This is a genomic window from Pseudomonas sp. NPDC087697, from assembly GCF_044743155.1.
Classification (GTDB): Bacteria; Pseudomonadota; Gammaproteobacteria; order Pseudomonadales; family Pseudomonadaceae; genus Aquipseudomonas.
Genome location: NZ_JBIUVW010000023.1, coordinates 42876 through 66982, shown reverse-complemented (window position 1 = coordinate 66982; position 24107 = coordinate 42876). Strand labels below are relative to the sequence as shown.

Genomic DNA, 24107 nt, shown 5'->3' with positions numbered 1-24107 from the left:
GAACTCAGGACAATTCTTCATGACTCAACACAGCGACATGCTGATTGTCGGCGCCGGTATTCTCGGCCTTTCCCACGCCTATGCCGCGGCCAGGCGCGGGCTCAAGGTCAAGGTCTTCGAGCGCAGCGCCACGCCGTTGGGCGCCTCGGTGCGCAACTTTGGCCAGGCGCTGGTCACCGGCCAGCCGCCGGGGCAGATGTTCGAACTGGCCAAGGCCAGCCGCGAAATCTGGGTCCAATGGGCGCAACTGGCGGGCTTGCAGCTCAAGCGCAACGGCTCGTATTTGTTCGCCCGCAGCGAAGCTGAAGAGCAACTGCTGGAAGCCTTCTGCGCCGGCCGCGCCATCGAACACGGTTATCGAGTCGAGCTGTTGCGCGGCGCCGCATTGCGCGATCTGTACAGCGGTCAGTTCGATCATCACCGTGCGGCATTGCACGGTCTGGATGACCAGCAACTGTATTCCCGCGAAGCGATTCCGGCACTGATCGGCTATCTGCGTCGCGACCTCGGCGTGGAGTTTCACTTTTCCACCCTGGTGCGCGACATCGAACCCGGCCGTGTGCACAGCACCGCCGGCAGTTTCACTGGCGAGCAGATCATCGTCTGTTCCGGCCACGATTATCAGACCCTGCTGGCCGAGCCGATCGCCGCGCTCAAGCCGCAGATCTGCCGCCTGCAAATGCTCCGAGCGCGGCCGCAGATCAACCTCAATCTGCAACACGCGTTGCTCACCGGTCTGAGCTGCGTGCACTACGGCGCATTCGCCGATCTGCCGGAAGCCGCAGCCGTGCAGGCGCAAATTCTGCGTGAGGCGCCCCATCTGCATGAACACGGTATTCACCTGCTGATCAGCCCGACACCGTACGGCGAACTGATCATTGGCGATTCCCACGACTACGGCAGTGACCCTTCACCATTCAACGCGGAACAGGTCGATAACTGGTTGATCGAACTGGCCGAGCAGACCCTGGGTTGCAAGGTGCAAGTGGTCGAGCGCTGGCAGGGCGTTTATGGCGCCCGTGGAGCGGCACCGTTTTCGTTCTTGCAGGCCGCACCGGGTGTGCATGCCGCGTTGATGCACACCGGCGTCGGCATGAGCGTCGGGCCGGCGATGGCTGAACGTAACGTCAGGACCTTGCTGGGAGAACATTGATGGGCCGCAACGAACAGGTGATCGCCGAGGTGTTCGGCTGGTACGAGCGCTTCGGTGACAGCGACTACATCGGCGAGCCGGTGTCGCAGATCGAGCACATGTCCCAGGCCGCCGAACGGGCCATGGCCGAAGGCTTCGACGACGAAGTGGTGCTGGCCGCGTTCTTCCACGACATCGGGCATCTCTGCGCTGCGAACGCCGGGAGCATGGGCGGCTTTGGTGTGGCCAGCCATGAGCGCCTCGGTGCCGACTACCTGCGTCGTCTGGGGTTTAGCGAGCGGATGGCGCGGTTGGTGGAGTATCACGTTCAGGCCAAGCGTTACCTGACGTTCAAAGAGCCGGGCTATTACGAACGCTTGAGCGAGGCCAGTCGGCGTACGCTGGAATATCAGGGCGGGATGATGACGGCAGCCGAGGCTGAGGCGTTTGAGCGGGATCCGTTGTGTGCGATTAGCCTGCGGATGCGCCAGTGGGATGAACAGGCGAAGGAGATGTGGGTGCCGGTGATTGATCTTGAGATATTGAAAGAGAAGGCTGGGCGATTATTGGCGGCGTAGAGCCGTGGAACCGAGTGGCTGCCATCGCGAGCAGGCTCGCTCCCACACTGGACCTCCTGTGAACACATAATTTGTGAGCACCAGAGATCAAATGTGGGAGCGAGCCTGCTCGCGATGGGGCTAGTACAGACACTCGAGATTCAAGCCTCGATCACCTTCTGCGCCAACACCTCAATCTGCTCCTGCCGCTCCGCCTGACTCAACCTTGCCTGAGGATTGAGCGACGACCATTGCGGATGCACCCGCGCCTTGGTCAAGGCCTCTGGCAATTTCCCTTCGCGCCAGCTCTTGTCCTGCGGCGTGGCGACCTGAATGCTGTCCATCGCCGCGTGCCCGCGCAGGTTCATGGCCTGTACCAGTTGCCGCTGACGCAGCGCCAACAAGCGCAACACACTGTCGTCGACCGTCAGCTCGCGCTGGCCTTTGATTTTGCCCAGCAAGCGGCTGCCATAGCTGCGCGCCGTTTGCAGGGTGCCGCCGGCTATCGCCCCGGCCAGTGCCGCCGCGCCGAGAGTCAGGCCACCGACGAGCAAGTCCACACCGGCACCTGCCGCCGCGCCGGCGGCGATCCCGCTACCGACCCGCACGCCCAATTGCTTGAGGGTTTCGGGGTTGAACAAGTCATCGCCCCAGCGGCCATCCAGCAGCGGCAAGTCGCTGGCTGCGGCATCCTGTAGACGGAAAGCGTACAGCTTGAGCAGCGCTTCGACGCAGCGTTGTTCGCGTTGGCGAACGGCTTTGCGCAGTTCGCTGATGGCCTGCTGTTCCTGTGCGGCATCACTGACCACGCTGCGTCGACACGCCGCGCAATCGATCAGCAATTCGGCGATCAAACGTGCCGCGCTTTGCTGGCGCGCTTCGCGTTGGGCCTGCTGGTCGACGATCAATCGCTCAAGCTGACCGCGCGCGCTTTCGATCAACAGCGCGAGACTTTCATAGAGCCGCCGCTCGCCATCCTCGGGCGGCGCCACGCTGTCAAAACGCACCAGCGCATGCAGCCCCAACCGTGCCAGGGCTTCGCGCCAATCCGGCTCGCGGTGGTTGGCGCTGCTGACGAAGTTCAGCACCGGCAGCAGCGGTTTACCGCAACTGGCCAGCACTTCGAGTTCATCACGGTACTTGGCCAGCACCGGCTCGCGGGCGTCGATCACGTACAGGCCAGCGTCGGAGGCCAACAGTTGACGCAGCACTTTGGCTTCCTGCTCGAAACGCTGACGCGCCTCGCTGCCATCGAGAAAGCGCGTCAGTCGTGCCGGGCCATCGAGGCGTTCGCCGGGGCGTTCGAGCCGCTCCAGATAATCGAGCAGGGCGATGGCGTCTTCCAGCCCCGGCGTGTCGTAGAGTTCAAGCAAGGCATCGCCATCCACCGACAACCGGGCGCCCTCGACATGCCGAGTGGTACTGGGGCGATGGGAGACGTCACCGAAACCGACATCGCGAGTCAGGGTGCGCAGCAATGAGGTTTTGCCGACGTTGGTGTGGCCGACCACGGCGAGTTTCAGCGGCCTCTTTGCAGCATCAGTCATGGCCCGACTCCAGCCAGTTCATCGGCGCGCAGTCAGCGAACGGCAACTCCAACTGTTGCAGCGCGGTGTGCCAGTCGCCGAGGCGTTCGGCGTCGAGCGCCTGCCCGGGCGGCGCTTGCAGCAGCCAGATGCGTGTCGCGCTAGCGCTGCGGGCGAGCTCGGCGATCAGTGCCAGGCTGCCGCGATCCGGCGAGCGTCGGGGATCACAGGCAATGGCCAGGCGTTCCGGTGGGAAACGGGTCAACTGTTCCAGCAGCTTTTGTCGGGACTCACGGCTGTCGAGGATGCCAGCGTCTTTGACGCTTTTCGGCAGTTGCGGTGGCCATGGGCGCTGATCATCCAGTTCGATGGCCACCAGCAACGCGCCATCGCTGTCCAGGGAGTTGGCGCCGCCTTCGACCTGATGCAGGCGCTCGGGCGCGGCATCGTTGACGCCGAGACGTTCGCTGCTCGGCATCAGCTGTTCGCGCAACTGCGCGTAACCAGGCAGGTTCAGGTCCAGATGCAACGCTGCGCGCCCGGTTTTCCAGCGCCACAGGCAGAACAGCGCGAGCAGCAGGCGCGGCAACACGCCGTACACCAGCAACACGCCCACCAGCCATGCAGCCCAGGCTTGGCGGGCGCTTTCGATGTTCAGCGCAGTGTCACCGCTGGCGCGGATCATCTCCACGGTCGGTACGTTGAAGCCGAGCAATGCGGGCAGGGCGCCGAGGGTCTGGGTCATGACCACGAATGTGTCGCCGCTGAGAATCGTGGTTTCCCAGACGAAGCCGTAGCGCCGGGTTGCCATCAGCGTCAGCAGAATCGCCAGAGCGCTGAGCATCGCCAGCAGCCACAAGCCGTTGACCAGCACGCCGAGTACCCAGCGATTGAGTTTCTGGCGTTGCAGCAACAGCAGCAGGGCCGGCGCCAGTTGCACGGCTTTGGCGTCACGGGCGAGTTTTTCGCTGAGCCACAACCACAAACGCCCGAGCGTGGCGCCGTAGTCGCCAGCGAATATCAGGCCCGAGGCCCAGCTCAGTAGCAAAATCAGGTTCAGCCCGAGCAGGCTGCCGAGAGCCCAGAACACGTTGACCGGTGTCTGGCCGTCGCTCAGCGCGGCGAACGCCAGGCCGGTGCCGCTGATGATCGCCAGAACGGCCAGAACGATCAGCGCCAGCCGCGCACCTTGCAGCCAATGGCGCAAGGCGACGGTCAAGCCATCGCGTTCGGCCAGCCACAAGGCGCGGGCCTCGATACGGGTCGGCAAGTCGCCGCCAGCGCTGCGGGCCAGACGGTTGGCTTCCTGGTCTTCCAGTGGACCTGCGTGCTCCTCGCGCAGGCGGATGGTTTCAGTTAGCCAGAGCTTTGTCAGTGGTGTCAGTTCAGTCACGCGGCATCCCGTCGCTTTAGTGAGTGGTGAGCATAACCGCTGTGGCGCTTATTGGGGTAAGCGAGGCTCTGGTATCCTCGCCGACATGAAAAAAACTCTCCCCCTCAGCCTGATCGCAGCCCTCGGTGAAAACCGTGTGATAGGCGTCGACAACAGCATGCCCTGGCACTTGCCGGGGGATTTCAAATACTTCAAGGCCACCACGCTAGGCAAGCCGATCATCATGGGTCGCAAGACCTGGGATTCGCTCGGTCGCCCGCTGCCAGGCCGGTTGAACATTGTGGTCAGTCGTCAGACTGACCTGCAACTTGAAGGCGCGGAAGTCTATCCGTCGCTGGAAGCCGCGGTGGTTCGGGCGCAGGAATGGGCGCTGGAGCAGGGCGTCGATGAGTTGATGCTGATTGGCGGCGCGCAGTTGTATGCGCAAGGCCTGGCACAGGCCGATCGGCTGTACCTGACCCGCGTGGCGCTGAGCCCCGAGGGGGATGCGTGGTTTCCGGAGTTTGATCTGGAACAGTGGAAGCTGGTGTCGAATGTTCCTAATCCGGCTGAAGGCGACAAGCCGGCGTACAGTTTCGAAGTCTGGGAGCGCACCTAAAAGCATCGCGGGCAAGCCTTGCTCCTACAGGGTTGTGGCGAATCACATAAGGTGATCGACATCGGTCCCGTAGGAGCAAGGCTTGCCCGCGATAGCGATCTATCAGGCGGTAGGTGGTTTAAGCCTGAGCCAGTTCCTCATGCTCATCCGCATCCAGCAGCTCTTTGTCGGTCTGCTGCATGATCTGGCTGGTGATCGCACCGGCGGTCATCGAGCCGCTGACATTCAGGGCGGTGCGGCCCATGTCGATCAGCGGTTCAACCGAGATCAGCAGCGCCACCAGTGACACTGGCAAGCCCATGGCAGGCAGCACGATCAGCGCGGCGAAGGTTGCGCCACCACCGACACCGGCAACCCCTGCCGAACTCAAGGTCACAATCGCTACCAAGGTCGCGATCCACAGCGGATCCAGCGGGTTAATACCCACAGTCGGCGCAACCATCACCGCCAACATCGCAGGATAAAGTCCGGCACAGCCGTTCTGGCCAATGGTCGCGCCAAACGAGGCGGCGAAACTGGCGATCGATTGTGGAATACCCAGACGACGGGTTTGCGCTTCGATGCTCAGCGGAATGCTTGCGGCGCTGGAGCGGCTGGTGAAGGCGAAGGTCAGCACCGGCCAGACTTTGCGGAAGAAGCGCAGCGGGTTGATCCCGGCCAGCGATACCAGCAAGCCGTGAACCACGAACATCAGGCCCAGGCCGATGTAGGAAACCACCACGAAGCTGCCGAGTTTGATGATGTCTTGCAGGTTGGAACCGGCGACCACTTTGGTCATCAGCGCCAATACGCCGTACGGGGTCAGCTTCATCACCAGACGCACCAGACGCATCACCCAGGCTTGCAGGGTGTCGATGGCGTTGATCACTTTTTGACCTTTTTCGACGTCATCCTTGAGCAGTTGCAGCGCTGCGACCCCGAGGAATGCGGCGAAGATCACCACGCTGATGATCGAAGTCGGCTTGGCCCGGGCCAGGTCGGCGAACGGGTTCTGCGGGATGAAGGACAACAGCAACTGCGGGACATTCAGGTCGGCGACCTTGCCGGCGTAGTCGGTTTGAATGGTTTGCAGGCGAGCCATTTCCTGGGTACCGGCCACCAGACCTTCTGCGGTCAGGCCGAACAGGTTGGTCAGGCCGATGCCGATCAGCGCCGCAATGGCGGTGGTGAACAGCAGGGTGCCGATGGTCAGGAAGCTGATCTTGCCCAGTGAGGATGCGTTGTGCAGACGGGCGACGGCACTGAGGATCGAGGCGAACACCAGCGGGATCACGATCATTTGCAGCAACTGCACATAGCCGTTGCCGACCAGATCGAACCAGCCGATCGAGGCCTTCAGCACCGGGCTGCCGGCACCGTAAATAGCGTGCAGGGCAACACCGAACACCACGCCCAGCACCAACGCGACCAAGACTTTTTTGGCCAGGCTCCAGGTGGTATGACGGGTTTGTGCCAGGCCGAACAGCAAGGCGAGGAATACCAGCAGATTGAGGATCAGCGGCAGATTCATTGAGACTCCAAAAAGACTTGTGCCAATCGCATTCCAGGGCGACTGTGAACCGGCGAGCCTAACAGCTTGATATCTAATGAATTAATATCAAAAACGCATGGCAACTGCCGTTTTTGGAATAAGGCCGTAAAGGCGGACAGGAACTGGGTGATCGTCAAGCCTGAGGATATTTTGTAGGAGGGGCATCTTTTAGTCTCTGTCCAACGACTATAGTCAGAGGTCCCTCGCTGAGGGCGGCTGTTCACATGTTCGTTTGCTCAGCCAGTTATCGAAGGGGCTAGAGCATGCGGCCATGGCAACGTAGCTTCACTTTGTTGATGTTTGCGGTACTGAGCGGATCCGGCCCCCTATCTGCAGTTGAAGCTTCAGAGTTGAAACAGCAAGGTGATGCGGCAAGCTTTTCGCCAGAAAAGCCCCAAGAGGCTCCCGTCCTCAACGTTATGAAGCTGGTCGACAAGCTCAAGGTATCGCGCAGTACTCCAGTCAGTATCTTGCAACTGGGCGACTCCCACACGGCGGCTGATCTGTTTTCCGGTGAGATGCGCCGGCTATTTCAAGTGCAATACGGTGAAGGCGGAATTGGTTTCATCGCGGCGACGCCTGTCCCGGGCACGCGTTACGATCAGATTGTGCTCTCAACGATCAGTGGCCAATGGAACCTGATCTCTAGTCGTAATCAGTACAGTAACGAGTTCCCATTCGGTGGTTATTTGTCGTTGCCGATGACTTCCGGGGCCCAGGTGCATATCGGTGTACGAGAACCACGTGAACAGCGTTACCGGATTTCTGCGTTGTACAAGGCTGCCTCCGACAGCAGCCTATCGGCCCAGGATGGGCTCAATCACGCAAGTGCCGAGTTGCTGGCGACGTCTGGACACTGGCGTTTTAGCCCGACGATCAACAATCTGAATCTACCGGTGGATCTAGCGATCACCGGTCATCAGGACGTCGAGCTTGGAGGCTGGAATGTCGAGTCGCAGCAAGATACTGGAGTGACCTACTCCGCTCTGGGTGTTAATGGGGCGACCCTGAAGATCCTCGATAAATGGCAAACCGGGTGGCAGGAAACCTTGAGGGCGTTGCACCCTGACTTGTTGATCCTGGCTTATGGTGGCAATGAAGCGTTCGATGATGCTTTGGATCTGGGGCTTTATCAGGCCGATCTGAGTGAAAAGCTCGCTCTATTGCGGCGTATCCTTCCAGATGTCGTTCTCTTGTTGATCGGACCAGCCGACTCGATAAAACAGCGCTCCGCCAACTCTTGTGTCGAGCGTCAGCCTCAAAAGCTCTCTCAAATCATTCAGATCCAAAGGCAAGCCGCGCTACAGGCGGGTGCCCTGTTCTGGGACTGGCAAGCCTACATGGGAGGTGCCTGTTCAATTGAACAGTGGCAGTTCGAGCATTTGGCTCAAGGCGATCTGATTCACCTTAACGGCGAAGGTTATCGAAAAAGCGCAGACGGGCTTTACCGTTATCTGCAAGCCCGGATGGCTGGACAATAAGGCGGACCTTGAGCGTGAGCCGAAAAAAATGCCCCGCACTTGGCGGGGCATTTTTGTGTGCAACGGTTAAGCCTTACAGCCCGTCGAGCATCGCTTTGTTACGCACAGCGCCCTTGTCGGCGCTGGTCGCCAGCAAGGCGTAGGCTTTCAGTGCGGTGGTCACTTTACGTGGACGCACTTCAACCGGTTTCCAGCCTTTCTTGTCTTGCTCTACGCGGCGCGCAGCCAGTTCTTCGTCGCTGACCAACAGGTTGATCGAGCGATTTGGAATGTCGATCAACACTTTGTCGCCGTCGCGCACCAGGCCGATTGCACCGCCGGCAGCGGCTTCTGGCGAAGCGTGGCCGATGGACAAGCCCGAAGTGCCGCCGGAGAAGCGACCGTCGGTGAGCAAGGCGCAGGCTTTGCCCAGTCCTTTGGATTTCAGGTAGGACGTCGGGTAGAGCATTTCCTGCATGCCCGGGCCGCCTTTCGGACCTTCGTAGCGAATGATGACGATATCGCCTTCTTTCACTTCATCGGCAAGGATGCCGCGCACGGCGCTGTCCTGGCTTTCGAAGATTTTTGCGTTGCCTTCGAAGACGTGGATCGACTCGTCGACGCCCGCGGTTTTCACTACGCAGCCGTCCAGGGCGATGTTGCCGTACAGCACGGCCAGGCCGCCTTCTTGCGAGTAAGCGTGTTCGACACTGCGGATGCAGCCGTTTTCACGGTCGTCGTCGAGGGTTTCCCAACGGGTCGACTGACTGAACGCGGTCTGGGTCGGGATGCCTGCAGGACCGGCCTTGAAGAAGTGGTGAACCGCTTCGTCGTCGGTCTGGGTGATGTCCCACTTGGCGATAGCGTCGCGCATGGTCTTGCTGTGCACGGTCGGCAGGTCGGTGTGCAGCAAACCGCCACGGGCCAGGGAACCGAGGATGCTGAAGATCCCGCCGGCGCGGTGCACGTCTTCCATGTGGTACTTCTGGATGTTCGGCGCGACTTTGCACAGTTGCGGAACGTGACGCGAAAGACGGTCGATGTCCTTCAGGTCGAAATCGATCTCGGCTTCCTGGGCTGCAGCCAGCAAATGCAGGATGGTGTTGGTCGAACCGCCCATGGCGATGTCCAGCGTCATGGCGTTTTCGAACGCCTTGAAGTTGGCGATGTTGCGCGGCAACACCGACTCATCGTTCTCGCCGTAGTAGCGTTTGCACAGCTCGACGATGGTGCGGCCGGCCTGCAGGAACAACTGCTCGCGGTCGCTGTGGGTGGCCAGGGTCGAACCGTTGCCCGGCAATGCCAGACCAAGGGCTTCGACCAGGCAGTTCATCGAGTTGGCGGTGAACATGCCGGAGCACGAACCGCAGGTCGGGCAGGCGCTGCGCTCGTATTCAGCGACTTTCTCGTCGGACGCGCTGGAGTCGGCGGCGATCACCATGGCGTCGACCAGGTCGAGGCCGTGGCTGGCGAGTTTGGTCTTGCCGGCTTCCATCGGGCCGCCGGAAACGAAGATCACCGGGATGTTCAGGCGCAGGGAGGCCATCAGCATGCCAGGGGTGATCTTGTCGCAGTTGGAGATGCACACGATGGCGTCAGCGCAGTGGGCGTTGACCATGTACTCGACGGAGTCGGCGATGATCTCGCGGCTCGGCAGCGAATAGAGCATGCCGTCGTGACCCATGGCGATGCCGTCATCGACCGCGATGGTGTTGAATTCTTTGGCAACGCCACCAGCGCGTTCGATCTCACGGGCAACCAGTTGGCCGAGGTCCTTGAGGTGGACGTGACCCGGTACGAATTGGGTGAACGAGTTGGCAATGGCGATGATCGGCTTTTTGAAGTCGTCATCTTTCATCCCCGTGGCGCGCCACAGTGCGCGTGCGCCGGCCATGTTGCGGCCATGGGTGGATGTTTTCGAGCGGTAATCAGGCATGGAGCACTCCGGGCGGCTAAGCAGGTATCAAAAGGGGAGTGAGCTTCTATTGACCTCGGGAACACTCAGAAATGGCCGTGTGTCCGAAAGTTGCCGATGACTTTGCGGGATCGCCGCGCGCCTCAGCCTGAGCTCATAAACCCGCCGGGGGATGACTGGCGATGAATCGTTCGATTCTACACCGCTGGCGTCAGGAAGGAATGGTGCGGCTGATTTGGGGTGACGGGCGTTTCTGTTTTTCGCCTGTGCACGCTTGGTTCAGCTGTACGAAGGGCGCTCGCTCAGCGCCCGATCCTCGCATTTGTCAGTAAACCCCACAGGCTGAAACCGATGAACCCGATGGCTATGGTCATCAGCAAATGGTCTCCGGCTTGTGCGAGCGCTGCGCTGCTGACGGCCGCGGTGATGAACATGATGGAGTTGCCTGCGGATGCAGCGGTTCCGGCCTTGCTGGAGAACAACAGCATCGCGGCAGAAATGGCTGCCGGCCGCACAAGCGTGACGGCCAATGCGCTAATCAACATCGGTACAAGCAACGTGACAGTCGTCATTGCTTCCAAGCTCACGATCACGCCTAACGCTAGGCCGGCGACCCCCAGCAAACTCAAGCCGATGTTGATTTGCTTGTCGAGTGAGATGTGCCTCTGCACTGCCGAAGCCAATACGCCGCCGAGAACGTAGGCCACGCCATAAACCATCAGCACCAGCGCGTACTGATATTCGGACAGCTTCAAGTCATCCATGAAAATCAGCGGCGTCACACTGATAAGGGCGAAGTAACAGGAGAAAACCAGCGCGGCGATCCACCAATAGCGAACAAAATCTCGATTACCCAAGATGGTTTTCAGCGTGCGAATGATTGAAGTGGAGTCTCGTTCAGAGCGGGCTGATGTGACAGGCAATATCAATTGAGCATGGAAAAAGATACCGAGCGCTAAAAGGGAAAACGCATAAAAGCTGCCCTGCCAATTGAAGGTGGTTTGCAGCCAGGATCCGAGCAGAGGCGATAGCGCGACAAAGGAGCCGCTTAAGGTCATGTAATAAATGCGCACGCGAGTTCTGTCCTGTTCTTCGAACAGGTCTTCCACCAACGCGTGGCCCAGTACGAAGAATCCGCACCCCAAGGCCTGAACTGCTCGAAAGAAAAGAAAGCTCCAGTAATCCGTAGCCAGTGTGCAACCGATGGCACCTATTGCAGAAAGTACGAGGCATCCAAGAAGCACTTCCTTACGTCCCCATTTGTCTGAGAGCGGGCCTGTGACCAATTGTGAAAATGCAAAAACCAGCGTGAATAAACTGACCGCCAGCGCGATATCAACCGTCGAAGTGTTGAACTCCAATGCCAGGGCAGGGAAAGAAGGGAGGAGAATGTTGAGTGGGAAAAAACTGATTAATGAAATGCTGGTAATAAGGGTGAAGCGAGAAAGTTTAAGGCGTGTGGTGTTATCGTTTGTCTGGGTGCATGAAGGCTCTGACATTTTTTGATTTCCAGGATGATGGATCAGTTCTTATTGTTTTTGTTTAATAGACTGCGGAGCTCTTCGCAAAACGCTTCGCCGTTACTGTATCCTGCGCCCACAAAGAGAAACACTTGCTCCGACAAATCGTTCAGGTTTAAATATTTTTCTATTTTTGACTCGCTGAGAGCAGCGGTTAACCAGGTTTTTAGTCCGAGTGAAGTCGCGCATAGCTGTAGTGTTTGTGAAATATGACCAATCTCTAATAACGAAACCCGATAGGCTTGTGAATGTCGGTATTTCCACCACATTTTATCTAGACGCGAAGTGATGAAAATTCCAAAAGGGATGTTGTCAACAAAGTGTTGGCCTTGTAATAGCGATCCAAGGGGTTCCTTCAGACGACTCAATAACGTCAAAGCGTACGCGTCTGGGTGATAGTAATAAATACCTGGATCCAGTCCTTGTACGTTGTAAGCGTATAAATATCCTTCGCTGGCGTTTAGTCCTCCACCTGACGGACTACTGCGCCTCGCTCTGAACATGACCGGTATCAGCTCGCTTGTGTCAGTTTCTCGCTCCTTCAGGTAACCAAGGCAAAGGTAGAGAAGGGTGCTGACGTCATTCAGTGACACGGCTTTATCCAGGTATGAACGGCAGGTTTTCCGTTGCAGCAGGGCTTGCCTGAACCCATTGCGTTCATCTATAGCTTCATCGGCCAAAGGCGCAGGTAGGCATAGCATATTCTCTCGGTGAAGATGGGCGAGCGGGTGAGGTGGTGGCGCATGCCGACTTATGACTTCCTGGCAGTGATTGAAGTAGTGTTCGGCCCATTGCCGGGTGTTCTGTGCGGCGTCACCAGAGCCAAGGTCTTTGGTGCCAACGTGGAAAATTTTTGAAAGGTCATCCCATTGCCAGTCATTGGGAGGTAAAGGCTGATCAACAAGAATGCCGGCTTCAAGAAGTGCTGCATCTATTGGATGGTTTTCATCAAATATCGAAATTTTCTCAATAAGCTCTATTAATCGACTGGCGTGGGCATTATCGATTTCAAATTGCTCGTGGGATTTGTAATTCCAGATAAAAAGTCGAGGAGGTTTAGGTAGTAAGAAAATGCACGGGTTCAGTTGCATTTGGCATTCCTTTTTAAAAGCCGGGCCTGAAGTTCGGCGGACCGGCTTTTCCTGAGTGATTACTTAGGAATGCAAAGCATGGCGTGATGGTGTGTCGCTAGTTTGTGCTCGAGTTTAACCTTTTTCATGATTCAATCTCCAGTATAGGGTTTGATATCCGCCACCTATGTTTGTAAGTGGTAAGACGGATAATAGGCCTGGCTGCTTGGAGGTCAAACGAAATGGCGTAGGACGATTCCCGGTGTAGTGTGGTTTCGTTCCTTTAACTTTATTGTTGTAAGTAAGTCATTAATAAAGAAGGGTTTTCTATTTTTATGGATAGAAGCCAATTGATCGTTCGCCCGCAGCGGGTACGAACGATCAATAAGAGGCAAAGCAAACTTTAGCTGTTAGGCAGCAGTCGGCAGGTGATGCTCTTGATGTAACGCGTCTCGGCAATCGCCGGGTGCACCGGGTGATCCGGACCTTGGCCGCCACGTTCCAGCAGCTGGATGTTGCGGTCCAGATGGCGGGCGCTGGTCAGCAGGATGTTCTGCAGATCATCTTCAGGCAAGTGCATCGAGCACGAAGCGCTGACCAGGATGCCGTCCTTGCTGAGCAGGCGCATGGCTTGCTCGTTGAGGCGACGGTAAGCGCCTTCGCCGTTTTTCATGTCTTTCTTGCGCTTGATGAAGGCTGGTGGGTCAGCAACGATCACGTCGAAACGCTCTTCGCTGGCTTTCAGCTCTTTCAGGGCTTCGAACACGTCGCCTTCGATGCAGGTCATTTTGTCGGCGAAACCGTTCAGTGCGGCGTTGCGCTCGACACCGTCGAGGGCGAAGGCCGAAGCGTCGACGCAGAACACTTCACTGGCACCAAAAGCGGCAGCTTGCACGCCCCAGCCGCCGATGTAGCTGTACAGGTCCAGCACGCGTTTACCTTTGGCATAAGGTGCCAGGCGCGCGCGGTTCATGCGGTGGTCGTAGAACCAACCGGTTTTCTGTCCCTGGATGACTGGCGCTTCGAACTTCACGCCGTTCTCTTCCAGGGCAACCCACTCCGGCACCAGGCCGAATACGGTTTCAACGTAGCGGTTGAGGCCTTCGGCATCGCGTGCGGCGGAGTCATTCTTGAACAGAATGCCGCTTGGCTTGAGCACTTGGGTCAGCGCGGCGATCACATCGTCTTTATGGGCTTCCATGGTCGCCGAAGCGATCTGCACCACCAGGATGTCGCCGAAACGGTCGACCACCAGGCCCGGCAGCAGGTCGGAGTCGCCGTAGACCAGGCGGTAGAACGGCTTGTCGAACAGACGATCGCGCAGGGACAGTGCAACATTGATGCGGTGCACCAGCAGCGACTTGTCGAGCGGCAACTTGATGTCGCGCGACAGCAGGCGAGCGCAGATCAGGTTGTTCGGGCTCATGGCGACGATGCCCAGCGGTTTGCCGCCGGCAGCTTCGAGAATCGCTTGATCGCCAGCCTTGAAGCCGTGCAGTGGGGTGGCGGCTACATCGATTTCGTTGCTGTAGACCCACAGGTGGCCGTTTCGCAGGCGACGGTCGGCGTTGGCTTTGAGGCGCAGGCTTGGCAGGGACATGACGTCGCTCCAGGTGAAAAAAAGAGCGGGAGTATAGCGCGTTGCGTCAGCAGAGAGCTTCGCGGCAGATGAAACACCTGATTCTGCTCAATGACTCGAAAATCACACTGTTTCCTACGGTGTCAGGCGATGCTTTTTAAGGGTTAGAATCGCCCCTTGCCCAGAGTGAGTACTTATGTCCCAAGAGCTATCTTCCGAACAGATTCAACAGGCCCTGCAAGGCATCAGCGTGCCGCCTCAGCCGCAAATCATGGTGGATTTGCAGATGGAGCAGTACATGCCGGACCCGGACCTGGAAGTGATCGCGAAGCTGATCTCCCAGGACCCGGGCCTCTCTGGCGCATTGTTGAAGATCGTCAATTCACCGTATTACGGGCTGAGCAACAAGATCGCCTCGATCCAGCGCGCGGTGAACCTGCTGGGCAGTCGCTCGGTCATCAACCTGATCAACGCACAGTCGATCAAGGGCGAGATGAATGACGACACCATTGTCACCCTGAACCGATTCTGGGACACCGCTCAGGACGTGGCGATGACCAGCCTGAGCCTGGCCAAACGCATTGGCTCGCAGGCGGTGGACGAGGCTTATGCTTTAGGCCTGTTCCACGATTGTGGCGTGCCGCTGATGCTCAAGCGCTTTCCCAACTATATGTCGGTTCTGGAAGAAGCCTACGCCAGTGCCAACGCCGAGTGTCGGGTGGTGGACACCGAAAACCGCGTGCTCAACACTAACCACGCGGTGGTCGGTTACTACACCGCGAAATCCTGGCGCCTGCCAGAGCATGTGACCAACGCGATCGCCAATCACCACAATGCGTTGTCGATTTTCAGCGACGAGTCGTCGCGCAACAGCCAGTTGAAAAACCTGCTGGCGATCCTGAAGATGGCTGAACACATCTGCGCTTCGTATCGGGTGCTGGGCAATCAGACTGAAGACCATGAATGGAACAGCGTCGGGCATCTGGTGCTCGACTATGTCGGCCTCTCGGACTACGACTTCGAAAACCTGAAACAGACGATTCGCGAGCTCGGCGCTCATCATTGAGTGTCGGACCTTTCCTGAACCGAGTGCGCTATGCCTGAATTACCTGAAGTCGAAACCACCCGTCGCGGTATTGCCCCGTTCCTTGAAGGGCAGCGCGTCAGTCGCGTGATCGTGCGTGATCGGCGTCTGCGCTGGCCGATCCCCGAGGATCTCGATGTGCGGCTGTCCGGGCAGCGCATCGTGTTGGTGGAGCGACGTGCCAAGTATTTGCTGATCAACGCCGAAGTCGGCACCTTGATCAGCCATTTGGGCATGTCGGGGAATTTGCGTCTGGTGGAAGTCGGCTTGCCGGCGCTCAAGCACGAGCATGTGGACATTGAGCTCGAGTCTGGCCTGGCCCTGCGATACACCGATCCGCGACGTTTTGGTGCGATGCTCTGGAGCCTTGATCCGCTCAATCACGAGCTGCTGATTCGCCTGGGGCCGGAGCCGCTGACGGATCTGTTCGATGGCGAGCGGCTGTTCCAACTGTCACGTGGGCGTTCGATGGCGGTCAAACCGTTCATCATGGACAACGCCGTGGTGGTGGGGGTTGGCAACATTTATGCGACCGAAGCGCTATTTGCTGCCGGGATCGACCCGCGCCGTGAGGCCAAGGGGATTTCCCGGGCGCGCTATTTGAAGCTGGCGATCGAGATCAAGCGCATTCTGGCCGCCGCTATCGAACGCGGCGGCACCACGCTGCGCGACTTCATTGGCGGTGACGGCCAGCCGGGCTACTTCCAGCAAGAGCTGTTCGTGTACGGCCGTGGCGGTGAGCAGTGCAAGGTCTGTGGCACTGAGTTGCGGGAAGTTCGTCTCGGGCAGCGCGCCAGCGTCTTTTGCCCACGTTGTCAGAGCTGAGAATTCCTACGGTCTATAGTTAGTGGTCTGACTGCCTAGCCGAAGGACCGTGCCATGACGTTGACTCGAACCCTTGCTGCCGCGCTGCTGTTGAGCATCGGCGTATCTGCCCAGGCGTCTGACGGCGGCAGCGGCGACCCCAGTTTCAGCATCCACAACCCACCGGCTTACGCGATGATCGGCGATCTGCTGATCGCCCGCCCGTTGCTGGTGGCAGCGACGGTGATCGGTGCGGGGGTGTTTGTCGTGTCCTTGCCGTTTACCGCCCTGGGTGGCGGGGTAGGCGATGCGGGGAAGGCGTTGGTGGTCGATCCGGCTAAAGCGGCGTTCGTCCGTTGTCTGGGGTGTATTGGGGACGGGTTTGAACAACAGCAGTGAGCGCCGAGGATTTGGGTGGTGTTGCTGCTGGCCCTATCGCGAGCAAGCTCGCTCCCACATTTGATCTTTGGTGTTCACAAATAGTGTGTTCACAGCAGATCTATGTGGGAGCGAGCTTGCTCGCGATGGCGTCCTTATGGACACCGAATAATCAAGCCTTGCCGGTAAGCTTGCGGTACTTCTCCATCAACTGCTCTTCAGTCTCTGGATGCGCTTCGTCCAGCGGAATGCAATCTACCGGGCAAACCTGCTGGCACTGCGGCTCGTCGTAGTGGCCGACACACTGGGTGCAGAGATTCGGGTCGATCACGTAGATCTCTTCGCCCTGGGAGATGGCGGCGTTCGGGCACTCGGGCTCGCAGACGTCGCAGTTGATGCAATCGTCGGTGATGATCAGGGACATTGGGACTCCTGCCGGGGTAGTCTGCCCAGGCATCTGAAAACTAATGCGCACAATTGTGCCGCATTGGCGCCCGCAGTGCACGCGGGCGCGATCAAGTGCAGAGGAATCACCGTCTGCGGTAGCCACAAAAGATCGCAGCCTTCGGCAGCTCCTACTTCTTAAACCGCTGGGTCAGCGCGTCGGCCACGACAGGGTGGACGAACTTGGTGATATCGCCGCCCAGGGCTGCAATTTCACGGACCAGCGTCGAAGAAATGAACGAATAGCGCTCGGACGGCGTAAGAAACAGGCTTTCCACATCCGGGGCCAACTGGCGGTTCATGTTGGCTAGCTGGAATTCGTATTCGAAATCCGACACCGCACGCAGGCCACGCAGGAACACGTTGGCGTTCTTCTCTTTGGCGAAATGCGCCAGCAGCGTCGAAAAACCGACGACTTCGACGTTCGGCAGATGCTTGGTGACCTCGCGCGCCAGCTCCACGCGCTGTTCCAGGGGGAATAGCGGGTTTTTCTTCGGGCTGGCGGCGACGGCGATGATCACGTGATCGAACAGGCGCGAGGCGCGTTCGACCAGATCGCCATGGCCCTTGGTAATAGGGTCGAAGGTACCTGGGTACAACACTCGGTTCATCGCGTCGTCCTGGCGGGAGTCCGTTGGGGAGTCGGATGGTATCGCAGCATTCCCGGTCGGCCAAGTCGCCTTTGGGGTAAGAAAGCACTATAGACGGTGCGAATTATGTGTTTTTTCATGCCTTTTTTAAACGCATCGCCAGTGCGGTCGCCAGTTGCGCGGTCAGTCCGTAGACCGACAATTGCGGGTTGGCACCAATGCTGGTGGGGAAGAGTGAGCCATCATGGATCGACAGATTACTCAGCTGATGATGACGCCCAAGGCTGTCGGTGACGGCGTTTTTCGGGTTTTCACCCATGGCACATCCGCCCATCACATGAGCACTGCCCAGTCGTGTGCGGTACAGCTCAAGACTCAGGCCGTCGATCAAGGAGCGCGCCTCGGCGAGGGTTTTTACGTAGCGCGCATCGGCGTGCATCGGCATGACAGCGTTGGCGCCGCCGGCGAACTGAATCTCGGCCATGCTGTGAAACGCCCGACGTAACCCATCCCAGGCATAAGCCGAGACCTGATAGTCAAGCACCGGCGTGCCATCGCCGCGCAACTCGACGCTGCCGCCGGGGCTGTCCGGGTGAAAGCCGTCGCGTAGCAGCGCCAGCATCGCGTGGGTATGCGGCAGTTGTTGCATGTGCTGGGCGCTGTCCTTGCCAAAACCTCCGAGCAAGGTCGCGGCCAGCGCCGGGTGTAGTGGCGGCACTTCAAGCTTGTAGGACATTTTGCCGGTGGTGCCGTCCAGCCACTGAAAGTGGTCGGAGTAAATCGACTGCGGCGCGCCATAGAACGGGTTGATCACTTCGTCGAACAGCCCGGCGGACATATTCACCAGGTGCAGAAAGGTCCGTTTGCCGAGGCGTTCATGAGGATCCGGGGCTTTGGAGCGCAGCAACAGCGCCGGGCTGTTGATACCGCCACCGGCCAGCACGTAATGCCGCGCCTTGACGGTGATGCTGCGCCCGGTTGGCGCAACGCAGCGCTCATCCATTGCCACACAGTGCAGGCCAGTGACCTTGTCGTCCTTGATCAGCAGTTGTTCGGCGCGGGCGAGGTAGAGCAGCTCACCGCCTTTTTCCAGGGTTGCCGGAATGGTGGTGACCATCATCGATTGCTTGGCGTTGGTCGGGCAGCCCATGCCGCAATAGCCGAGGTTCCAGCAACCGCGCACGTTGCGCGGAATTACATGCCAGCTATAGCCGAGCTGTTCACAACCTTTTTTGATCACGTCGTTGTTGGCGTTCGGCGGCACCATCCACGGGGCGACGCCGAGACGTTGCTCCATTTTTTCGAACCAGGGTGCCATTTCCGCCGGGCTGTGGCCCTTGACGTCGTGTTCCCTGGCCCAGTGTTCGAGGGTCGGTTCGGGAGTACGGAAGCTTGAAGTCCAGTTGATCAGTGTCGTGCCGCCGACTGCGCGGCCCTGCAGGATGGTGATCGCGCCGTCCTTGCTCATGCGACCGATGCCTTCCTGATAAAGGCTGGAATAGGCCTGGTCTTCGAGCATCTTGAAATCGCTGCTGGTCTTGAGCGGGCCTTCTTCGATCAGCAGCACTTTGTAGCCGGCGGCGCTGAGGATTTCGGCGGTGGTGCCGCCGCCAGCGCCGCTGCCGATGATGGCAATGTCGGCTTCCAGCGTCAGATCATTGGCTAGTTGCGAACCGTTGTAGGTTTTCCAGCCACGGGCCAGGCCTTCGCGGAACGGATCGGGTACGGGCATCTTTGGGTTCTCTTATTGTTTTGGATTCGGTGGTGATGCGGCTGGCGCCTTCGCGAGCAGGCTCGCTCCCACATGGATCGCGAAACCCCTGTGGGAGCGAGCCTGCTCGCGATGGGGGCACCACGGTTCACACCGTCGGTGGGCCGGGATAACCGCAGTGTGCCCACGACTCGGCGCGGCTGTACCAGGCCATCATCACCAGTTGCAGGATCGAGCTGTGGCCCATGCGCAACAGGCTTAGCGAGCTGTTTTGCCAGCGCTGGAGGAACTGGCGGATGTCATCGCCACTGGCGTTTTCCCAACTGCCCCAGATTCCGGTCAGTGGCCCGCGAGTGACGGTCATGCCGAGCACGTCGAATAGTTGCTGGGTCAGCTTGAGCATTTCCGGCGACAGGTGATTGAGGCTGTTGTCCAGCGATTGCAGGGTGCCTTCAAGGGCGGCCGAGAGTTTCTCGACGGCCACGGCACCGTCGAGCATCACCGGGATCAGCGCCCGCAAGAACGGCAAATCACTGCTGCGCAAAATGGCGAAGCCGCTGGCCGGGCTGCTGGCCGAGCAACCACTGAGGCTGGCGCCAAGGCCGGCCGTGGTCAGGAAGGCCGTGGCACAGAGGCTGAATTTGAGCAGGCCGCGCCGGGACAGCGCGGGGGATTGGGACAGGCTTGGGTTCATTATTGTTATTACCCGGTATTGAGGTGTCAGCGGATGAACAGTTTCTGGATCAGTTTCTGGATCGACTTGCCATACGGCGGGTAAATCAGCTTCGCCGCATTGAAGCGCTGCTTGATCAGCACGCCTTTGGCTTTGCTGAACGTCAGGAAACCTTCATGGCCGTGGTAATGGCCCATGCCTGAGGCACCGATGCCGCCAAACGGCATGTCGTCCTGCGCGACATGCAGCAAGGTGTCGTTCAGGCATACGCCACCAGAATGGGTTTCGTTGAGGACGCGGTTTTGTTCGGCCTTGTTGTAGCCAAAGAAGTACAGCGCTAGCGGACGAGGCCGTTGGTTGATGTAGGCAAACGCCTGATCCAGATTTTTGTAGGGCACGATCGGCAACACCGGGCCGAAGATTTCGTCCTGCATTACGATCATCTCGTCGCTGACATTCAGCAGCAGGCTGTGGCTCATGCGTCGGCCCTGATCCTGTTCGAACATCGGGATCAGCAGCGCGCCTTTGCTGGTGGCGTCGCTGAGGTAGCTGTGCAGCCGCGCCAATTGGCGTTCATTGATGATTGCGGTGTAGTCCGGGTTGTCTGCGAGTGTCGGATAAAACCCACGAACCGCTTGGCGATAGGCTTCGACGAAGGAGCCGACCCGATCTTCCGGCACCAGCACGTAGTCCGGCGCGACACAGGTTTGTCCGGCGTTCAGGGTTTTACCGAAGGCAATGCGTTCGGCGGCGTCCTTGAGCGGTACATCGTGGGAAACGATGGCTGGAGACTTGCCGCCCAACTCCAATGTTACGGGCGTCAGGTTCTCGGCTGCCGCGCGCATCACGTGTTTGCCGATGCTGGTGGCGCCGGTGAACAACAAGTGATCGAAGGGCAGTTTGGAGAAGGCCATGCCGACCTCGGCTTCGCCCAGCACCACGCACACCAGATCTTCGGGGAATACCTTGGCCAACAGGGTTTTGAGCAGTTGCCCGGTGGCAGGCGTGGACTCGCTGAGCTTGAGCATCACCCGGTTGCCTGCCGACAACGCGCCGACCAACGGCCCGATAGCCAGGTACAGCGGGTAATTCCACGGCACGATGACCCCGACCACGCCCAGCGGCTGATAAACCACCTTGGCCGCCGCCGGCTGGAAGGCCATGCCTACCTTGCGCGGGGACGCTTTCATCCAGCCTTTGAGGTGTTTACTGGCGTAATGAATGCCATGCAGGCTCGGCATCAGCTCGGCGAGCAGGGTTTCATCGGCGCTGCGGTTGCTGAAATCCTGACTGATCGCGTCGATCAAGGCCTGACGTTCGTCACTCAACAGGTCGCGCAATGCCTTGAGCCATTGCTGGCGTTGTGCGGCCGGCGGCATTGGGTGGGCCGCGTAGGCCTGACGCTGGGCGGCAAACAGATCGTGGAGCTCGCTCAATGGCTGCTGGGAGTTTTGCAGGTAGGCAATGTCGGCGGGCATGGTAGCTCCGGTTTTTTTTAGAATGAGGAAGTTTTTAGAGTCTATGCTCTAGAAAGTCAAATGACATCCTCGGGAAGCGATGATTTATCCGCCAGCGGATAGGTCGTAAGATGCCCGGCAACGCACTCTGAATTAAAGCTCAAGCCATGGCCCCACGGATAAAAACCAGCGAGCGTATCGTTCAGAACAGCCTGGAGCTGTTCAATCAGCAGGGCGAACGCAGCATCAGCACCAACCATATCGCCGCGCACATGGAGATTTCTCCGGGCAACCTGTACTACCACTTCCCCAACAAGCAGGCGATCATCGCCGTGTTGTTCAGTGAGTACGAAAGCCTGGTCGAGAGCTTTCTGCGCCCGCCTCAGGGCCGCGCCGCGACCGTTGAAGACAAGCGCTTCTACTTGCAGGAATTGCTGGCCGCCATGTGGCGTTACCGGTTTTTGCACCGCGACCTCGAGCACTTGCTCGACAACGATGTGGAATTGGCCGCTCGATACCGGCGCTTTTCCCAACGCTGCCTGATCCAGGGCACGGCGATTTACGCAGGCTTCGTCGAGGCCGGCATTCTGTGCATGGACAAGGTCCAGATCGAATCCCTGACGCTCAATGCCTGGATCATCCTCACATCCTGGGTGCGTTTTCTGTGCACCACGCGGGAAAATTCCAACCACCTCAGCGAGCAAGCCATTAAACGTGGCGTGTATCAGGTGCTGGTGCTGGAAGCAGGATTTGTCACGGAGCAAGCGCGCGAAGCGGTCAATGCCTTGTTCGAGGAGTTTTACGTGCCGTTGGCCCAGGCTCTGGAAGAAGTGCAGTAGGATCGATCAAAAACTTAATCACAGGAGCCCGCCATGCCGATTGCGCAACTGATCAGCCCGAACGCCCTGGACCAGAAGAAAGACCAGGCCGGGTTGGTGATTCTGGATTGTCGTTTTGCCCTGGAAGACCCGGATTACGGTCATCGCAGCTATGCCGAAGGGCATATCACCGGTGCCTCGTTCGCTGATCTGGAACGTGACCTCAGTGGGCCAGTGGTCAAGGGCGTTACCGGTCGTCATCCATTGCCGACGCCGCATCATTTGATTGAGCGCTTGCAGGATTGGGGTATCAGCAACGACAGCGAAATCGTTCTGTATGACGATGGTCCCGGTGCCTATGCAGCACGGGCCTGGTGGTTGCTGGCCTGGCTGGGCAAGCGTAATGGTGTGTTCATTCTCGATGGCGGCCTCAAGGCCTGGCACGCGGCTGGCTTGCCGCTGAGCCTTGATGCCCCGGCAATCCCCCGTGGTTCCTTTACCGGTGCGCCGGACCACACTTTGTTAGTGAGTGCCGAGAAACTGCAACAGCGCCTCGGTCAACCGACGCTGACCTTGCTCGACGCCCGGGGCCTGCCGCGTTTTCGTGGCGAGGTCGAGCCAATTGATCCGGTTGCCGGGCACATTCCCGGCGCGCAATGCGCGGCCTTCACGGACAACCTGGGGGCCGACGGACGTTTCCTTCCCGCTGACCAGCTCAAGCAACGTTTTGCCGCGAAGCTGGGTGATCGCTCGCCGACTGAGCTGGTGGCGTATTGCGGCTCTGGCGTGACCGCTTGCCATAACCTGTTTGCATTGTGCCTGGCCGGTTATCCATTGGGCTCGCTGTATGCCGGATCGTGGAGCGAATGGATTACCGATCCTGCGCGGGGCGTCGCCACCGGGGATTAAGCGTAGATCCAATGTGGGAGCGAGCTTGCTCGCGATGAGGCCGTCAGATTCGACAATGATGTTGACTGGCAGTCCGCCATCGCGAGCAAGCTCGCTCCCACATGGGTATTGGGGGGCTTTTGAGATTCAAAACAGTCGGGCGCTGCGATAAGCTCCCGGCCCTACGCCATAAACCTTCTTGAACTGCCGACTCAGATGGCTCTGGTCGGCAAAGCCGAGCTGGGTGGCAACTTCCAGCGGCAGGCAACCTTCCTGCAATAACGCACGGGCCTGGGCGATGCGCTGCTGCATCAGCCAAGTGTGCGGCGGCATGCCGGTGGCGTGGCGGAATACGCGGGCGAAGTGAAAGGGCGAAAGGTTCACCGCAGTGGCCAGTTCTTCCAGCGAGGGTGGTGCGGCGAGTTGTGCCTGCATCAACTCCTTGGCCCGAGCGATGGCCCGGTGTTCCTGGCCGGGTTGACCGGGCGTTGCCACCGCGGCGTGGCGTTGCAGCAACGACAGCATCATTTCCCGCCACACGGTCTGCTGTTGCAGCGCACTGGCCGGGCTTTCCAGCAAGCGGTGCAGTTGGCAAAAGCCGCTCACCAGATCCGGGTCGCGGTACAGCGTCGCACCAAAGGCCGGCAAGTGGTGCGCAGGCAGCTCAAGTTCGTCCAGCAACGAAAGAATTTGCCGATTGTCGGGATAAAACGCCCGGTACAACCAACCGTCTTCCGTGCCTTTGTGGCCGGTGTGCAGCTCGTCCGGATTGATCACCACCAGGGTTCCGCTGCCGGCCAGATGTTCGGCGCCGCGATAGCGGTAGCGTTGAGCGCCAGCCATGATCATGCCGATGACGAACCCGTCATGCACATGGGGTACGAAGCGTTGCTCGATGTATCGCGCAGACAGCAGCTCGACGCCGGCCAAAGGGGCCGTTTGCCAGAAGTGGATCGACTCGCCCAGGTTGGCTTCCATG

At 59.1% G+C, this 24107-nt stretch carries 22 protein-coding genes; 9 read left to right on the top strand and 13 right to left on the bottom strand.

What is annotated here, in order from left to right; translation table 11 throughout:
* Positions 1 to 19 precede the first annotated feature (19 nt).
* Together ACIPIN_RS17040 and ACIPIN_RS17035 are read left to right on the top strand one after the other, a co-directional pair.
* Entirely contained in the window at positions 20 to 1153 is a 1134-nt protein-coding gene (locus ACIPIN_RS17040) for a TIGR03364 family FAD-dependent oxidoreductase (protein WP_401120378.1), read from the top strand.
* Positions 1153 to 1710 (top strand): phosphonate degradation HD-domain oxygenase, encoded by a 558-nt coding sequence (locus ACIPIN_RS17035; protein WP_401120377.1) that lies wholly within the window; start codon positions 1153 to 1155, stop codon positions 1708 to 1710. Before ACIPIN_RS17040 ends, ACIPIN_RS17035 begins: the two co-directional genes overlap by 1 nt.
* Before the next feature lie 140 nt (positions 1711 to 1850).
* Here the strand turns inward: ACIPIN_RS17035 and ACIPIN_RS17030 are convergent, their stop codons facing one another.
* Both ACIPIN_RS17030 and ACIPIN_RS17025 read right to left on the bottom strand, forming a co-directional pair.
* Complete coding sequence (locus tag ACIPIN_RS17030; protein WP_401120375.1) at positions 1851 to 3236, bottom strand: GTPase/DUF3482 domain-containing protein; 1386 nt, start codon at positions 3234 to 3236, stop codon at positions 1851 to 1853.
* Entirely contained in the window at positions 3229 to 4608 is a 1380-nt protein-coding gene (locus ACIPIN_RS17025) for a DUF2868 domain-containing protein (protein ID WP_401120374.1), read from the bottom strand. Before ACIPIN_RS17025 ends, ACIPIN_RS17030 begins: the two co-directional genes overlap by 8 nt.
* A gap of 85 nt (positions 4609 to 4693) precedes the next feature.
* On the opposite strand from ACIPIN_RS17025, the gene ACIPIN_RS17020 reads away from it, so the two are divergent.
* Positions 4694 to 5206 (top strand): dihydrofolate reductase, encoded by a 513-nt coding sequence (locus ACIPIN_RS17020; RefSeq protein ID WP_401120372.1) that lies wholly within the window; start codon positions 4694 to 4696, stop codon positions 5204 to 5206.
* 118 nt (positions 5207 to 5324) lie between these two features.
* On the opposite strand, the gene ACIPIN_RS17015 is transcribed toward ACIPIN_RS17020, so the two are convergent.
* A complete protein-coding gene (locus ACIPIN_RS17015; RefSeq protein ID WP_401120371.1) occupies positions 5325 to 6716 on the bottom strand; it encodes an L-cystine transporter in 1392 nt (463 codons plus the stop codon).
* A 284-nt stretch (positions 6717 to 7000) separates the two neighbouring features.
* Between ACIPIN_RS17015 and ACIPIN_RS17010 the strand changes: the two genes are divergently transcribed.
* Positions 7001 to 8218, top strand: a complete 1218-nt coding sequence (locus ACIPIN_RS17010) for an SGNH/GDSL hydrolase family protein (RefSeq protein ID WP_401120369.1) — start codon at positions 7001 to 7003, stop codon at positions 8216 to 8218.
* Positions 8219 to 8291: 73 nt separating this feature from the next.
* Here ACIPIN_RS17010 and ilvD read toward each other — a convergent pair whose 3' ends face one another.
* The 4 genes from ilvD to ACIPIN_RS16990 form a co-directional block, all read right to left on the bottom strand.
* Positions 8292 to 10133, bottom strand: coding sequence for a dihydroxy-acid dehydratase (gene ilvD / locus ACIPIN_RS17005; protein ID WP_401120367.1), 1842 nt, complete (start codon positions 10131 to 10133; stop codon positions 8292 to 8294).
* A 281-nt stretch (positions 10134 to 10414) separates the two neighbouring features.
* Positions 10415 to 11611, bottom strand: coding sequence for an MFS transporter (locus tag ACIPIN_RS17000; RefSeq protein ID WP_401120366.1), 1197 nt, complete (start codon positions 11609 to 11611; stop codon positions 10415 to 10417).
* A 23-nt stretch (positions 11612 to 11634) separates the two neighbouring features.
* Positions 11635 to 12723, bottom strand: a complete 1089-nt coding sequence (locus tag ACIPIN_RS16995; protein ID WP_401120365.1) for a SagB family peptide dehydrogenase — start codon at positions 12721 to 12723, stop codon at positions 11635 to 11637.
* A gap of 382 nt (positions 12724 to 13105) precedes the next feature.
* Positions 13106 to 14302 carry a class I SAM-dependent rRNA methyltransferase gene (locus tag ACIPIN_RS16990; protein WP_401120363.1) on the bottom strand — a complete coding sequence of 399 codons (1197 nt, stop codon included), beginning with the start codon at positions 14300 to 14302 and terminating at the stop codon, positions 13106 to 13108.
* Between the two features lie 229 nt (positions 14303 to 14531).
* On the opposite strand from ACIPIN_RS16990, the gene ACIPIN_RS16985 reads away from it, so the two are divergent.
* The 3 genes from ACIPIN_RS16985 to ACIPIN_RS16975 are packed head-to-tail and all read left to right on the top strand — an operon-like array spanning position 14532 to position 16568.
* A complete protein-coding gene (locus ACIPIN_RS16985; protein WP_401120401.1) occupies positions 14532 to 15347 on the top strand; it encodes an HDOD domain-containing protein in 816 nt (271 codons plus the stop codon).
* A gap of 30 nt (positions 15348 to 15377) precedes the next feature.
* Positions 15378 to 16190: a bifunctional DNA-formamidopyrimidine glycosylase/DNA-(apurinic or apyrimidinic site) lyase gene (mutM, locus tag ACIPIN_RS16980; protein WP_401120362.1), complete on the top strand. Its 813-nt coding sequence runs from the start codon at positions 15378 to 15380 to the stop codon at positions 16188 to 16190.
* Between the two features lie 54 nt (positions 16191 to 16244).
* Complete coding sequence (locus ACIPIN_RS16975) at positions 16245 to 16568, top strand: multidrug transporter (RefSeq protein WP_401120360.1); 324 nt, start codon at positions 16245 to 16247, stop codon at positions 16566 to 16568.
* Positions 16569 to 16719: 151 nt separating this feature from the next.
* Here the strand turns inward: ACIPIN_RS16975 and ACIPIN_RS16970 are convergent, their stop codons facing one another.
* From ACIPIN_RS16970 to ACIPIN_RS16950, 5 genes are all read right to left on the bottom strand, one after another.
* The gene (locus tag ACIPIN_RS16970; protein ID WP_008150569.1) at positions 16720 to 16971 is read right to left on the bottom strand and encodes a YfhL family 4Fe-4S dicluster ferredoxin; all 252 of its coding nucleotides are present in this window, start codon (positions 16969 to 16971) and stop codon (positions 16720 to 16722) included.
* A 151-nt stretch (positions 16972 to 17122) separates the two neighbouring features.
* A complete protein-coding gene (gene coaD / locus ACIPIN_RS16965) occupies positions 17123 to 17602 on the bottom strand; it encodes a pantetheine-phosphate adenylyltransferase (RefSeq protein ID WP_046818361.1) in 480 nt (159 codons plus the stop codon).
* A gap of 115 nt (positions 17603 to 17717) precedes the next feature.
* Positions 17718 to 19313 carry a GMC family oxidoreductase N-terminal domain-containing protein gene (locus ACIPIN_RS16960; RefSeq protein WP_401120358.1) on the bottom strand — a complete coding sequence of 532 codons (1596 nt, stop codon included), beginning with the start codon at positions 19311 to 19313 and terminating at the stop codon, positions 17718 to 17720.
* 127 nt (positions 19314 to 19440) lie between these two features.
* Positions 19441 to 19986: a twin-arginine translocation pathway signal protein gene (locus ACIPIN_RS16955; protein ID WP_401120357.1), complete on the bottom strand. Its 546-nt coding sequence runs from the start codon at positions 19984 to 19986 to the stop codon at positions 19441 to 19443.
* Positions 19987 to 20012: 26 nt separating this feature from the next.
* Positions 20013 to 21443, bottom strand: a complete 1431-nt coding sequence (locus tag ACIPIN_RS16950; protein ID WP_401120355.1) for a coniferyl aldehyde dehydrogenase — start codon at positions 21441 to 21443, stop codon at positions 20013 to 20015.
* A 146-nt stretch (positions 21444 to 21589) separates the two neighbouring features.
* Between ACIPIN_RS16950 and ACIPIN_RS16945 the strand changes: the two genes are divergently transcribed.
* On the top strand, positions 21590 to 22261 hold the full coding sequence (locus ACIPIN_RS16945) for a TetR/AcrR family transcriptional regulator (RefSeq protein WP_401120353.1): 672 nt from the start codon (positions 21590 to 21592) through the stop codon (positions 22259 to 22261).
* A gap of 33 nt (positions 22262 to 22294) precedes the next feature.
* On the top strand, positions 22295 to 23149 hold the full coding sequence (locus ACIPIN_RS16940; RefSeq protein WP_401120352.1) for a sulfurtransferase: 855 nt from the start codon (positions 22295 to 22297) through the stop codon (positions 23147 to 23149).
* Between the two features lie 126 nt (positions 23150 to 23275).
* Here ACIPIN_RS16940 and ACIPIN_RS16935 read toward each other — a convergent pair whose 3' ends face one another.
* Positions 23276 to 24106 carry an AraC family ligand binding domain-containing protein gene (locus tag ACIPIN_RS16935; RefSeq protein WP_401120350.1) on the bottom strand — a complete coding sequence of 277 codons (831 nt, stop codon included), beginning with the start codon at positions 24104 to 24106 and terminating at the stop codon, positions 23276 to 23278.
* Position 24107 lies beyond the last annotated feature (1 nt).

Coding starts and splice junctions, on each gene's coding strand:
- ACIPIN_RS17040 (WP_401120378.1), top strand. CDS start 20: ATGACTCAACACAGCGACATGCTGATTGTCGGCGCCGGTATTCTCGGC.
- ACIPIN_RS17035 (WP_401120377.1), top strand. CDS start 1,153: ATGGGCCGCAACGAACAGGTGATCGCCGAGGTGTTCGGCTGGTACGAG.
- ACIPIN_RS17030 (WP_401120375.1), bottom strand. CDS start 3,236: ATGACTGATGCTGCAAAGAGGCCGCTGAAACTCGCCGTGGTCGGCCAC.
- ACIPIN_RS17020 (WP_401120372.1), top strand. CDS start 4,694: ATGAAAAAAACTCTCCCCCTCAGCCTGATCGCAGCCCTCGGTGAAAAC.
- ACIPIN_RS17015 (WP_401120371.1), bottom strand. CDS start 6,716: ATGAATCTGCCGCTGATCCTCAATCTGCTGGTATTCCTCGCCTTGCTG.
- ACIPIN_RS17010 (WP_401120369.1), top strand. CDS start 7,001: ATGCGGCCATGGCAACGTAGCTTCACTTTGTTGATGTTTGCGGTACTG.
- ilvD (WP_401120367.1), bottom strand. CDS start 10,133: ATGCCTGATTACCGCTCGAAAACATCCACCCATGGCCGCAACATGGCC.
- ACIPIN_RS17000 (WP_401120366.1), bottom strand. CDS start 11,611: ATGTCAGAGCCTTCATGCACCCAGACAAACGATAACACCACACGCCTT.
- ACIPIN_RS16995 (WP_401120365.1), bottom strand. CDS start 12,723: ATGCAACTGAACCCGTGCATTTTCTTACTACCTAAACCTCCTCGACTT.
- ACIPIN_RS16990 (WP_401120363.1), bottom strand. CDS start 14,302: ATGTCCCTGCCAAGCCTGCGCCTCAAAGCCAACGCCGACCGTCGCCTG.
- mutM (WP_401120362.1), top strand. CDS start 15,378: ATGCCTGAATTACCTGAAGTCGAAACCACCCGTCGCGGTATTGCCCCG.
- ACIPIN_RS16975 (WP_401120360.1), top strand. CDS start 16,245: ATGACGTTGACTCGAACCCTTGCTGCCGCGCTGCTGTTGAGCATCGGC.
- ACIPIN_RS16970 (WP_008150569.1), bottom strand. CDS start 16,971: ATGTCCCTGATCATCACCGACGATTGCATCAACTGCGACGTCTGCGAG.
- coaD (WP_046818361.1), bottom strand. CDS start 17,602: ATGAACCGAGTGTTGTACCCAGGTACCTTCGACCCTATTACCAAGGGC.
- ACIPIN_RS16960 (WP_401120358.1), bottom strand. CDS start 19,313: ATGCCCGTACCCGATCCGTTCCGCGAAGGCCTGGCCCGTGGCTGGAAA.
- ACIPIN_RS16955 (WP_401120357.1), bottom strand. CDS start 19,986: ATGAACCCAAGCCTGTCCCAATCCCCCGCGCTGTCCCGGCGCGGCCTG.
- ACIPIN_RS16950 (WP_401120355.1), bottom strand. CDS start 21,443: ATGCCCGCCGACATTGCCTACCTGCAAAACTCCCAGCAGCCATTGAGC.
- ACIPIN_RS16945 (WP_401120353.1), top strand. CDS start 21,590: ATGGCCCCACGGATAAAAACCAGCGAGCGTATCGTTCAGAACAGCCTG.
- ACIPIN_RS16940 (WP_401120352.1), top strand. CDS start 22,295: ATGCCGATTGCGCAACTGATCAGCCCGAACGCCCTGGACCAGAAGAAA.
- ACIPIN_RS16935 (WP_401120350.1), bottom strand. CDS start 24,106: ATGGAAGCCAACCTGGGCGAGTCGATCCACTTCTGGCAAACGGCCCCT.